Source organism: Pseudanabaena biceps PCC 7429 (assembly GCF_000332215.1).
GTDB lineage: Bacteria > Cyanobacteriota > Cyanobacteriia > Pseudanabaenales > Pseudanabaenaceae > Pseudanabaena > Pseudanabaena biceps.
Genome location: NZ_ALWB01000003.1, coordinates 16,091 through 28,637 on the forward strand (window position 1 = coordinate 16,091; position 12,547 = coordinate 28,637).

The window sequence follows — 12,547 nt, forward strand, 5'->3', positions numbered from 1 at the left end:
ATTAGTCAGCTATCCAGTCAATACTCAATTTCTGTTATACTCAACGATATTAATCTAGTAAGTTTTGATATGAGGCTAGTTATCTATTCACAAAAAATAATTTCTATAGCCCTTTTATCGATTGCTATGTCTCTTAGTACGGCAACAAGCGTAAGTGCCATACCTCTTTCTCCAGGCGATCGCATCCGTGTATTAATTCCAGAAGGAGAGCTATTTAGTGGGGTGTTTGAAGTTAACCTTGACGGAAATATCCAAGTTCCCTTTCTCTCACCAATGTCTGTTAAAGGACTAGAAATTAGCGAGGTCCAAAAAAAAATATACGACTCTCTAATCGCCCAAAGATATTTTCAACGCCAGTTTCTACAGGTCAATGTCAGTATCTTACAATGGTCGGCAGTGCAGGTAACCGTTTCGGGGGAAACGTTTCAGCCAGGAAGAATTATCATCAACTCGCGATCGGCTGAAGACCGATCGCAACAGCAAACTGTATCCTCAGGTGACTACCCACCTGAAAGGTATCTGACAGCAGCTTTGCGGGGTGCGGGAGGCGTAATGCCAAATGCCAATATTCAAGAAATCCGCTTAATTCGTAATGGAAAAGAACGCAAGATCGATTTTACAGGCATCTTCACAGGCGATCCTGTAGAGGATGTTCCTTTAATCGCAGGCGATCAAATCATCGTTTCTAGGCTAGATAAGCCCCAAAATCAATACGTACGACCTTCCCAAATTACACCCCCTGGAATTAGAGTATTCATGTCCAATTTGACCCGAACCGCAACTAGCAATGCAAGTTCGGCAATTAAATCCGATGGATCTTCTTTCCCCTATGGAGCGAGATTTTCTCAAGCCGTAGTTTCGGCAAACTGTGCGGGAGGCGTTGTCACAGCCCACGATCGCCATGCGTTACTGGTGCGCGTCGATCGGGTTACTGGGGAAACGCAATCATGGGATCGGGCGATAGAACAAATTATGAGGGATTCCAAAAATGATAATGACAATCCGTTTTTGATGCCAGAAGATACTGTTGCCTGCTATGACTCCACCACTACTGATATACGCGATGTATTCTCGACTATTTCCGATGTAATCAATCCCTTTAATCTGCTCTTGGGCGTTTTTGGGGGGACAAAGAAATGACCGAGAGCATCACCTCAGGTTTACCAAATCTGGCTAAACTAGGTAAGAATAGCTTTCTAAGATATTCTCGGTATATTATCTTGGGCGTAGTTGCCAATGTATTACTTTGGGGGGCGGCAATTTCCTATCTCAAAAAGACCCCACCAGTGTATATCAGTAAATGGGCAATGATTATGCCTGGCAATGGTTTGGGCGTAAATGTTAACTTGGCGGATCTCGGACAGACTTCGGCTTCCAGCAGTTCGCCTTTTGGTGGTACGAGTATGGATCCTAGAGCAAATTACCAATTTATCCTGACCGATGAGAGCCTTTTAGAGATTGCGGCAACCAGTCAAAAAATACCAATTAGTAAATTAGGAAAACCCAAAGTAAAATTAGTCGATAACACTTCGATTATGGAAATGGAAATCGGAGCGAGAACTCCCGAAGAAGCCAGAGATAACGCCACGGCAATCATCACTGCGTTGCAATCAAGGTTAAATATGTTACGCGCCGAAGAAATCGACAAACGGGGAGAGAATAATGATGTTACACTCAAGGAAGCTAGGGAAAAATTACAAATTGCACAAAAAAGGCTCTCGGCATATAAAGCAAGTTCTGGTTTAAGCTCATCCAATCAAGTCGGCGAACTTTCTACAAACATTGAAATACTCCGCAAACAAAAAGCAGAACTCTCAGCTCAGAAAGAACTCATATCTTCGCGTTTTCAGCAGTTGTCCGATAGTTTAGGATTAACGGTTCCTGAAGTTAGCGATGCCTTCATTCTCCATGCCGATCGCCAATTTCTCCAAAATGCTAAGGACTATAGCGAGGCAAATACCTCTTTAACAGTCCTACTAGCTAAGTGGGATGTTAATCATCCCCTCGTGGTTAAAGAAGCAGCCCGTCAGAAATCGGCTCAAACTGCCATGATTTCAAGGGCAGGCGAATTACTGCGCAAAGAAGTTAAACCCAGTTATATCGACCATCTCGTTTTGGGTGATAGCTCTGGTTCTAGTAGAGAGAATTTGTTCCGCGATTTGATCGCCTTAGATTCCGATCGGCAGGGTGCGATCGCGCAAAATCAAGCCCTAGAGGAACAAATTTTTCAACTAGAAGATCGATTACAATCCCTAGTGCAAAAGCAGGTCGTATTTGATAACTTACAACGAGAAGTCCAGATTGCCGAAGCTGTGTTTGCCTCAACTCTCGCAAAAATAAATTTAGCAAAATCCGATATTTTCACTGCCTATCCTTTAATTCAGGTTTTGTCTAAACCTTCTCTTCCAGACAAAAAATCTTCTCCCCAACCTACAGTTGTATTTTTAGGAACAGGTATTGGTTCAATTCTGGTCACAACTGGACTGGTGATGCTTTGGTGGCGCAAAGAAATCAAACAAAAGGTAGGTTTAGGTAAATCCAAGCCTGTAGAAGTTATTTAATAGAAGTTATTTAGTGGAAGTGACTTAATGAAAAGAGAGAATATCCAACCACAAAATTTTGCCGAACGCATTGTCTGGTTTGCGATTATCTGGACCTATTGGTTTTATGTGATCGGTGGATTGTATATCGTTGGAGCCGCAGTTGCTTGGATTTTGTTTTTTCATCTCTGTCGTGAGTTATGGAAACAGGACGAGCAGACTCCCCAAGAGGACAAAATTGAAATTCCTTGGTCAATTTGGGTATGGATTGGGGGGATGCTCATGATGGAAGTTGCCCTAGTAATCGGACATTTGGATAATTATTTAGGGCTAGGAGAAATCATCAAATCCACGATTGGTTGGGCAAAGGGTTGGGCTTTACTGGCTCTCTATCCTTTGGTTGGATGTTTAAAAATTCGACCAGAGTTAATGTACCGCGCTTCGGCGCTTGTTTGTCGGACTAGTCTATTAGTATCTATTCCCTTAGTGCTTGCTTTTTATCTACACCTGCCTCAAAAGCTATATGTTTCGCCGCTTAGAGCAGTCGGAGGTCCAAGTGACGCTTTCTTTGAGGTAATGCTCTATGAAATCGATCCTGGTGAAGGTAAGCCAAGATGGCGGCTATATACTCCTTGGGCTCCTGCCGCAGGCTTTGTGGCAAACATCTACTTTTTTATGGTTATTCAAGAGAAAGACCGCAAGTTGCGTTGGTTGGGAATTGCTGGATGCGTTGTCATCTGCCAAATTTCGGCCTCCCGTTTAGCATTAATTTGTCTACCTGCGGTGTGGTTGATGAGTTTATACATGTCAAAGCTTAGCCGACCACTGAACCTGATTGCTAGTGGATTTGCCAGTTTCTTTATCAGTATTAGCACCAGTCAGATCTCTGAGGCAATCCAAAATTTTTCCGCCATGTTTACAGCGGCAAGAAAGGATTCTTCACGAGTACGAGCCGCTCTGGGAAGAATTGCTCTGTATCGGTGGGAAAAAGAAGCTCCCATCTGGGGGCATGGCGTTGTTGTCAAAGGTCCGCATATGGTGGAGTTCATGCCCATTGGCTCCCATCACAGTTGGTTTGGACTGTTGTATGTTAAGGGAATAGTAGGTTACTTATCCCTTGCAATTCCTCTTGGATGTGAGTTTCTCCATATGCTTTATCTATCACAGAGGAGCATCCCTGCCAAGGTCGGATTATGTATGGTGATGGTGCTATTCTTTTACACTTTTGGCGAGAACTTAGAGATTTTAGCCTATTTATTCTGGCCGGGCTTAGTCATGATCGGCATCGGGACTCAGAGCAAACATATTGAAAAAGAGAAAGATCATGACGAAAACCCAGCGATCGACGTTTATTCGGAAACTATTTCTTAATTACTAAAAGATGAGTGGTGGCGCTTCGCGCCACCACTCATCTTTTGTAATACCAATTCACTGAAGTGAGCTAACACTTTAGTGAATTAAAAAACAAACCCAGTATGGTTATACCAATTCCAAAAATGGCGTTACCATTTTTGGAATTGGTATAATCTAGGTACTTATAGCTACAGTCACTTGACTTAAGACAAATCAACCCCAAGAATTGATGGGCGGCGCGAAGCGCCGCCCATCAATTCTTGGGGTTGATTTCCTAGGACATTTGGCGATAGCTATATTCGATACTTAGACTGCTCCATTGTTGCGCTTCAACAAGACGGCTACGGTTTGCCAAATTAGCCAGAGATCGTATTTTAGGCTCCAATTTTGTTTGTAGGTTAAATCAAAGCCGATTACCTCTTCAAAACTTCTTACGGTGGAACGACCGCTGACTTGCCATAAACCACTCAATCCAGGACGGACATCTAGGCGACTCCATTCGGTTAGTTTTTCATCTGTGTACTCGTTTTCTATTTCATACAAGCCGATCTCAGCAAAAGTAGGCGGTCTTGTCCCGATTAGACTCATGTCTCCGACGAGGATATTCCAAAATTGTGGAAACTCATCTAAACTAGTTTTCCTTAATAATTTCCCCACTTTGGTAATGCGGGGATCGTTACTATTTTTAAAAAACTTACCACTATCGCTGTCGGATTTTCCATCGGTGGAATCGGTAATCTCATTGACGACCTTTTGCTTCAGCATTTCGGCATTTTTGACCATTGAACGAAATTTCCAAATCCCAAAGGGTTTGCTCATAATTCCCGCACGACTCTGCTTAAAAAGAACCGATCCGCGACTCTCAAGTTTGATCGCGATCGCAATGGGGATGAATATCAGAGCCGTGATGCTCAAGCCTGCTAACGCGCCCAAGATATCGATCAGCCGTTTTGGGAAGCTGCGGACGGAGGGATGTAAGGGTAAAGCGGGATCGAGCTCGATCGCAGGATAGAAAAAGTACATCCCATAGGCGATCGCGCATAGAATGGGAATGTCAATCAGGGATTGGTAGAGCCGATATAAAAATATGGAAATGCGATGGGGGCGATCTAGCGATCGCTGATGATTGCTACTCGCTAATCGATTAGTGCGGGCAGATACTTCAATGGAGAAGACCCTATCCATTTTGGTCATCTTCAGAAGCGATAATACTTGCGGGTTCACGCTCCACAGGACTAATTCAGTGGGTTCTGGTTTACCCAATTGCAGATCGCTTTGCCGCAGCACATTTAAGCAGGAGATCAAAGCCCCTAGTCCCGAACTATCGATAAATTCGGTTTTAGACATATCCAGAATTATTTTCCGAAAATTTTCTCCCTCTTGGCATAGCTGCGTAAAGTCTTCTTTTAATTTTCTTGATTCAGTACTGAGGATATTAGGAGGAGTACTTATTAAAACCGTGTCATTAAAGTTGGTGATTTGGACATCTCTCAACCCAAATTTGCTGGGTTCTTGCTCGTTACCCGTGGGAATATATACTGATTCGGGATAGAGATCGGCAATTTCTTGAGCACGAACAATCAGCAAATCGAGGACTTTCCAAGATCGCAATAATTTTGCGGAAAGACTGAGATCGCGAATGCGGGTCTTTGATTCGACAAAAATTATTTTGCTTTTACAGAGGTACTTGGCGACGATCAAAAAAGGGACAGCAACGCCTGCCCCCGTTGAAACGATCAGCGATGGTCGTTCCTCCTGCAATACCTTGATTGCTAATAGTAAATTCCGCACTAAGTTAAGTAGGTTGCGATTGGTGGGACTATAGGCCCAAAAAGCCTTTTCATTTTTAAGCTCGGTTTGGGTAGTACCTGTTTTAAAGGTGATCCAACTTCTTTTGTTAAATTTATGCCAATATTGGCTCAAGCCTCGCATCCCTTTAAAATGTCCACCTGAAGAGCAAACCAACATAATTTGGTCATACTTTTCACTGGAATAGCGATCGCTTAAATATTCACATAAATCGCGATCTTCAGCAAAAGTAAGGGAGTTATGGGGAATAGTAATTAATTTTAAAAACTTAGCCAAATCGGCAGGCGATCGCGCGATCGCCACCCCCTGATTTTCCAAATCCTCAGCCATTTCCAATTGATGATCGTCAACATGCTCATGAAATTTGGCGGTGCGGGGAACCAGAATATAGGGTTTGTCAAATTCTTCTAACAATAAGGCACTACCCTCCCCACAATGGGCAATTACAGCGCTCGACTGTTCGATAAGCCGCTTAAATTGTGCTTCAGGAATTAGCTTGCCAATCCTTACATTGTCAGGTAAATCCGTAGATGCTCCATATTGGATAAATACCTCTTCGTTAAGAATCCCCTCTCGCATCAACAAACCAATCCAATCCATTAACGAATTAAATGGATACTGCTCAGTGCCAACTGTAACTAGTATCATAATTAAAATCCCTTGCTGATTTAGCTATATAATTTAGCTATATTTAGCTATATATTTAATCTACTTTAATCTACCCAATTGATCCAATTTAAATAGCTCCAATTTAAATAGCTCCAATTTAAATATTTTATCGTCTGCAATAGATAAGCAATAAACGCATATACAATTACATATATAATTGCAGTTTTTAAAGTTTTTGTCGAGGGCTTCTATTCCCTAATTCCTTTGGTCTTCAAACCAACTAAAAACAATAACTAAAAACAATAACTAAAAATGATATTTAAAAATGATATTTAAAAATGATATTTAAAATAATATTTTTATTAACCATATTTTTATCAATCACATAAAATTCTAAGTAGCTACAGTCACTTGACTTAGAACAAATCAAACTCCAAAGATTGACTAGCGGTACTTCGCGCCGCCAGTCAATCCTTTCCTAGTAGGCTTGGCGACAGCTATAAACTTAGCGACAGCTACAAATTTATAAGTACCTCAGCATAATTAAAATCCAGATCTAAAACCTGCGGTGCATGCGCCGCTTGCGTCGCAGGTTTTAATTATGCTGAGGTATTTAATCGATGATTATAATCGATCAATTTAATTATTAATTCAGCATAAAGTATGAGAGCGGGGAATGTTATAATTTTTAGGCAATTGCTTGGCTAATACATCAGTTTCTATGACTATCGACCCTTTAAGCTGGACAGAACTAGAATCTTTTGCAGATTTTCAAATAGATACAGTTAATGGTTCTACTAATTCACAAGCAAGATTGCGATTATTTGGACATACTGAGGCTGATGTCAGGGTCACTTTATATCGGGATAATCATGCATGGTGTCCCTATTGCCAGAAGATTTGGCTGTGGTTAGAGGAAAAACAAATTCCCTATCGCATTGAAAAAGTAACTATGTTTTGCTATGGCGAAAAGGAGCTTTGGTACAAAAAGATTGTGCCATCGGGGATGCTACCTGCGATCGCTTTAGATGGAAAAATCGTTACTGAAAGCGACGATATTTTAATAGCGTTAGAAAAAGTTTTTGGGACTCTTGGCAAGGGAATGAATGATTCCCAAGTAATTCCTCTTAGAAGATTAGAAAGGATATTATTTAGGGCTTGGTGTGAATGGCTGTGTCGTCCTGTTATGTCAGCACAGCAAGAACAACGTCATCGGCATCAGTTTGGCGAAGTCATGACAAAGGTGGAGGAAGCCTTAGGGAATACACCTAGCCCCTACTTTTTAGATGATTTTGGTACGGCGGATGTAATTTTTACACCCTATGTGGAGCGCATGAATGCCAGCCTCTATTACTACAAAGGTTACTCCATGCGCGAAGAGAATCCCCGTATGTCCGATTGGTTTGATGCTATGGAAAGTCGTCCAACCTATCGCGGAACCCAAAGTGACTTCCATACCCACGTCCATGATCTTCCCCCCCAGATGGGGGGATGCTATGAGAATGGAGAACCGCAAGCGCGAATCAATCAAGCGAAAGTCAACTATGGGTCTTGGTTTGATCTACCCGATGTGAATTATCCAGAACCTGCTAACTCGAGTCAGGAGGCTCTCCAGCGTGTGATCAAGCACCGCACTAATATCATTAAGGTCAACCCTGCGGACGATCAATTATGCGATCTTGCTTTACGCTGTGCGTTAACCAATATGATGAACGATATGGCAAGCGATCGCCTATGTATGCCCCCACCCGATAGCGATCTTGCTTTACGATATCTGCGCGATCGCATTAGTGTGCCCCGCGATATGTCCATCTATGCTGCTAAGCGTTTGCGGGAAGCGCTTGAAAAAACTGCCTCTCTATCTGGCGATCGTCAAAGCCCACCTATTCCAATCAGACATCGCCGCGATCAAGATCCTGCAAACTTTATGGTTTCATGAGTTCAACTTTTACAGCAATTATCGATCAAAAGAACCACAAGGAAATTTTTGAAAGCGTTGCAAAGCAACGCTTTCAAAAATTTCCTTGGTTTGGGTTTGAGCGCGAAGCGCTGTATGAATGGAGATAGCGATAGTAATGCCAGAGGAGATGGGCAACAACGCCACGGTAAGGAGTTAGAGGAGCAACTAAAGCGATCAGTTCCTTTGCCGTAGGTCGAATGCTGAGGTTCTTTAATTTTTGATAGGCGACTTGGATCGCCAGATCGTTGGCTGTCAGGATGTCTAGCCGCTGAAGGCAGAATAATAAAAATATCTCTACCGTCCATTTGCCGATGTCTTTAATCTGGAGGAGTTGGGTGGCGATCGCATCATCTGGCAGTTTGACAAAAGATTCTAGATGGATCTTTCCTTCCAGAATTGCCACTGCTAGGGCTTGGCAGCAAGCAACCTTATCGCCTTGCGGAAATCTCGATTTGGTTTGGTTAGTTCCACTGTTTTTCCAGTTCCAATATTGCTTGCTTTCGGGCGACTCCCCATCGATAGCCACTGAGCGAACCGTTACTCCCCACTACACGGTGGCAGGGAATGGCGATCGCTATTTTATTCGCTGCACAAGCTGACGCAACGGCTCGAACTGCCTTGGGTTTCCCGATCTGGTTAGCAACCTGTTGATAACTGAGGGTGCTGCCTAGGGGAATGGCCCGTAATACTTGCCATACCTGTTGTTGAAAGGCCGTACCCTGAATGTCTAGGGGCAAATTTATGCTGCGCTGTGGCATGGCGATCGCTGCTACGACATCGGCTACCCATGCTTGGAAGGTGAGATTGTCGTTACAAAATTTGGCTTGGGGAAATTGCCGATGGATTTCGCTAACTAGTTCATCGGGGTTATCGCCGAGGGCGATCGCACAAACTCCTAGTTCGGTTGCGGCAACTATGACCCACCCCAACTTGGTATTCTCTATCGCCAAGCGGATTTCCTGATTTTGCGCTCCTTGTTTGTATTCCTTGGGTTTCATTCCTAATATATGGGGGGCTTCAGTATAAAAGCCACTGCTAGATTCATAACCTACTGCATAGAGGGTATTGGTAATCGAAGGATCTTGGGGTAGGCGATCGCGCAAACGTTTTGCTCGTTCGCCTTTGGCATAGTCTTTAGGTGTGACTCCGACAATCTGCTTGAATACCCGTTGAAAATGATCGGGGCTTAAGCCTGCCATCTGTGCCAATTCATTTAAAGAGAGCATTTCCGCAGAGGCTTCGATGGTTTTGCAGATATTGGCAATTAGTTGCTCTCGTTCTGTTTGTGGCGAGTCGGTATGGGGCTGACAGCGTTTGCAGGGGCGAAAGCCTGCGGCTTCAGCTTCGGTAGTGGTGGCGAAAAACTGGATGTTGTTGGGTTTTGGGATTCGGGATTTGCATTGTGGTCGGCAATAGATACCTGTCGTTTTCACGGCATAAAATTTGGCTCCTTCTGCTGGCGGATTGCTGGCAATAATTGCCTCCCATCGTCGATCGCTAGCAGTAAATTGCGTCATGGCGAAATACCTCGTAACTACTTCGTGACTATTTTGATATCCTATGTCACCAGACTTGAGAGTGAATATCTAATTCTTGCGATCTAATTTATAGCTGCCGTCAACTGGATCAGGGCATAAAAAACAGTGTTGCCGTGCGGAGCGCGGCAACACTGTTTTGGGTTTTAATTTTGTCCTAACAAGACTGGCGGCAGCTATGCTGTTTATTTGTAAAGAATCAGGTAAGAAATTGACAAAAGAGCCAAAGCGGCTAAAGTAAAGGGATGAAAGAGCCACCGCAATATGAACGAGAAGCCCTAGAAAATATGCCAGTAGGAGAACTGGTAGAAGTAATCGTGCGGCAACAGGAATGGGCGCAACAAATATACGAAGAAATAGAGAGACTAAAAGCGGTGAACAACAGGAGTAGCAAAGACTCATCCAAACCGCCATCCAGTGACCTAATAAAGCGGTCAGAGAAAATAGACGAATCAAAAGAAGAAGAGGAGGGGAAGAAAAAGCAGGGGGACAAATCGGACATAAAGGAAAACGAGAAAAGGATTTAATCGAGTAGATCGCTTTGAGACAGTCTCACCCGAAGGATGTCCAGATTGCGGAGGCGCATCATGGACTGAGATAGGAGTCAGCATCAGACAAACAGCAAGATTGGTAAAGCAACCAATAGAAATCGTTGAATATCAGCAACAGGAATGTCAATGTAACCAGTGTGGGGCGGTGGTGTGGGGAGAATTACCTAAGGAAGTGATAGGCGAACAAGACCTAGAAGCAAGTCTACAAGGAATGTTGGTATGGCTCGGAAATTATGGACATATGAGTTATGAAAACAGCAAGAATGGCTAAAAGAGATGGGAGTAGGCGAAATCGGACTAGGAACCATCGCTGTCACCAATGAGCGAGTAGCTGCCAGTATTGAAGCAAAAGTAGCCGAGTTAGCAGAGTGGATTAAAGACCAACCGCAAGTGCAAGTTGATGAAACACCATGGCTGGTCAAAGGGGTAAAAGAATGGCTATGGTCATTCAGTGGAGAAGGTTATGCCCTATATCGTGGTGCAGATACTCGCAGTCGTGCCGAACTGGAGTCAGTGTTGGGACAAAGCTATGATGGCGTACTCTGTAGTGACGACTATAGTGTCTATAACGGTTACGCCGTTGAGCGACAACAAAATGTCTTGCTCACCTAAGACGACACTTTAAAGCATTGCTGAAATTAACCCTTAAATCGCAACAAGAAATTGGCAAAGTATTTATCAGACTCATTGATGAAGCCTTTGAACATCATGCGACTTGGCGAATACACGGTGATAATCCACCATATTTTACTTGGGCAACTGATTTTAAAATTCGCGTCAACCAAGCCATTTCAGACTGGTTGCCCAAGGTTGGATATGCCGCAGGGCTTTTGTTAAACTCCCTCAAGAAAAAATCAGCTCAGTGGTGGTATTTTCTTGATGATCCCCTTGTCCCCCCTGATAATAATCGTGCCGAGCGTAATCTCAGGCTTGCCGTTACCAAACGCAAAGTTTCTGGTGGTTCCCGTTCTATGGATGGCTTACACAATACCGCCGCTTTGTTGACGGTTATTCAAACCTGTAAAGCTCAAGGTAAATCTGTCATTGATTTTTTCCGTCAAGCTTTAATTGATCCTTCTTCTATTTCTCTCATTCCTATTCTTACCTGAATTCTTACGAAGTTTGAGCAAACTCAATATGTATTGTTTGAACAAGAGGAATTGGAGAAGAATATCGCCAATTTTTTGGAGATTGAGCTAAGAGATAGTAGAACAGTATTAAAATCGATCGAATCTCAACATGGAATATTGATCGAAAGAGCGCAGAAAATTTGGTCGTTTTCACATCTAACGTTTCAAGAGTATTTTGCGACAAAGTGGTTTATTAATCATTCTGATTACTCAAATTTAATCATTCATATTATTAATAAGAATTGGCAAGAAATATTTCTACTTGTATTAGATCAAATACAGATTGCAGATGATTTACTCTTACTAATGAAGGATAAAACTGACTATTTAGTTTGCACTCAAACAAAACTACAAGATCTCCTAACTTGGGCAACTGAAAAGTCACTGATTTTTTCAGAAAATAAAATTAAGAACAAAGCTCGATTATTTTATGTAAGCCTTTATATTGATTTTTATATAGATACAGATGTAAATAATATTAGTTACTTTGAGTTAGATGATTTAGAAGATAAATCTAGTTCTTATATTTACCTTGCCCATGAGCTAAATCTCCGACATGACTCTATTATTAACTCTATTTTGAATGATACACTAACTTTATTAAAATTTTTTAACGAAAATATTGATTTCTATCTTCCTTTCGATGAGGTTGACAATATTGCTTTATCTATTGAACAAGATTTTGATAGTATCCTTGATTTCAAAGTTACTCCCAGAGTGAAAGGAAAATTGCAAAAGCTCAAAAAACAGTTGCCTTCATCTAATGATACTTGGGAGAGACACTACGAAGAATGGTGGAAATCACAAGGTGGATTTTGGGTGATAGAACTAAGGGAAATTATGGTAAAAAGTTTTAATATGGGACATGATTGGCAATTCAGCAAAGAAGAGAGTGCACTCTTAAAACAATATTATGATGCTAATGAATTGATAATACAATGCCTTACTAATTGTAGTGTTGTAAGTAGCGCAGTGCATCAAGAAATAGAAAATACTTTATTTTTGCCAACCGCTGAAATTGAAAAATATAAACGTGATAAATTAGAGTAAAGCGATCTCA

8 protein-coding genes and 1 pseudogene are annotated in these 12,547 nt (G+C 42.2%); 6 read left to right on the forward strand and 3 right to left on the reverse strand.

What is annotated here, in order from left to right; all coding sequences use genetic code 11:
* Positions 1-126: 126 nt before the first annotated feature.
* The 3 genes from PSE7429_RS00645 to PSE7429_RS00655 are packed head-to-tail and all read left to right on the forward strand — an operon-like array spanning position 127 to position 3,911.
* Positions 127-1,140: a polysaccharide biosynthesis/export family protein gene (locus tag PSE7429_RS00645; RefSeq protein WP_009625096.1), complete on the forward strand. Its 1,014-nt coding sequence runs from the start codon at positions 127-129 to the stop codon at positions 1,138-1,140.
* Positions 1,137-2,561, forward strand: coding sequence for a GumC family protein (locus tag PSE7429_RS00650; protein WP_009625097.1), 1,425 nt, complete (start codon positions 1,137-1,139; stop codon positions 2,559-2,561). Before PSE7429_RS00645 ends, PSE7429_RS00650 begins: the two co-directional genes overlap by 4 nt.
* 27 nt (positions 2,562-2,588) lie before the next feature.
* Positions 2,589-3,911: a hypothetical protein gene (locus PSE7429_RS00655; RefSeq protein WP_009625098.1), complete on the forward strand. Its 1,323-nt coding sequence runs from the start codon at positions 2,589-2,591 to the stop codon at positions 3,909-3,911.
* Between the two features lie 288 nt (positions 3,912-4,199).
* On the opposite strand, the gene PSE7429_RS26990 is transcribed toward PSE7429_RS00655, so the two are convergent.
* Positions 4,200-6,350: a sugar transferase gene (locus tag PSE7429_RS26990; protein ID WP_009625099.1), complete on the reverse strand. Its 2,151-nt coding sequence runs from the start codon at positions 6,348-6,350 to the stop codon at positions 4,200-4,202.
* Between the two features lie 682 nt (positions 6,351-7,032).
* Here PSE7429_RS26990 and PSE7429_RS00665 point away from each other — a divergent pair.
* The gene (locus PSE7429_RS00665; RefSeq protein ID WP_009625100.1) at positions 7,033-8,250 is read left to right on the forward strand and encodes a glutathione S-transferase family protein; all 1,218 of its coding nucleotides are present in this window, start codon (positions 7,033-7,035) and stop codon (positions 8,248-8,250) included.
* 73 nt (positions 8,251-8,323) lie between these two features.
* On the opposite strand, the gene PSE7429_RS25860 is transcribed toward PSE7429_RS00665, so the two are convergent.
* Complete coding sequence (locus PSE7429_RS25860) at positions 8,324-8,797, reverse strand: DNA-3-methyladenine glycosylase family protein (RefSeq protein WP_144052469.1); 474 nt, start codon at positions 8,795-8,797, stop codon at positions 8,324-8,326.
* Entirely contained in the window at positions 8,733-9,788 is a 1,056-nt protein-coding gene (gene ada / locus PSE7429_RS00675; protein ID WP_009625103.1) for a bifunctional DNA-binding transcriptional regulator/O6-methylguanine-DNA methyltransferase Ada, read from the reverse strand. The genes PSE7429_RS25860 and ada overlap by 65 nt, the downstream gene beginning before the upstream one ends.
* A gap of 263 nt (positions 9,789-10,051) precedes the next feature.
* Between ada and tnpC the strand changes: the two are divergent.
* Positions 10,052-11,466, forward strand: a pseudogene (gene tnpC, locus PSE7429_RS24960) (IS66 family transposase).
* Positions 11,467-11,499: 33 nt separating this feature from the next.
* Positions 11,500-12,537, forward strand: a complete 1,038-nt coding sequence (locus PSE7429_RS00700; protein ID WP_009625108.1) for an NACHT domain-containing protein — start codon at positions 11,500-11,502, stop codon at positions 12,535-12,537.
* Positions 12,538-12,547: the final 10 nt, after the last annotated feature.

What these genes read in the sequence shown, in the direction of transcription:
- PSE7429_RS00645 (WP_009625096.1), top strand. Translation starts at nt 127, where the DNA reads ATGTCTCTTAGTACGGCAACAAGCGTAAGTGCCATACCTCTTTCTCCA.
- PSE7429_RS00650 (WP_009625097.1), top strand. Translation starts at nt 1,137, where the DNA reads ATGACCGAGAGCATCACCTCAGGTTTACCAAATCTGGCTAAACTAGGT.
- PSE7429_RS26990 (WP_009625099.1), bottom strand. Translation starts at nt 6,350, where the DNA reads ATGATACTAGTTACAGTTGGCACTGAGCAGTATCCATTTAATTCGTTA.
- ada (WP_009625103.1), bottom strand. Translation starts at nt 9,788, where the DNA reads ATGACGCAATTTACTGCTAGCGATCGACGATGGGAGGCAATTATTGCC.
- PSE7429_RS00655 (WP_009625098.1), top strand. Translation starts at nt 2,589, where the DNA reads ATGAAAAGAGAGAATATCCAACCACAAAATTTTGCCGAACGCATTGTC.
- PSE7429_RS00665 (WP_009625100.1), top strand. Translation starts at nt 7,033, where the DNA reads ATGACTATCGACCCTTTAAGCTGGACAGAACTAGAATCTTTTGCAGAT.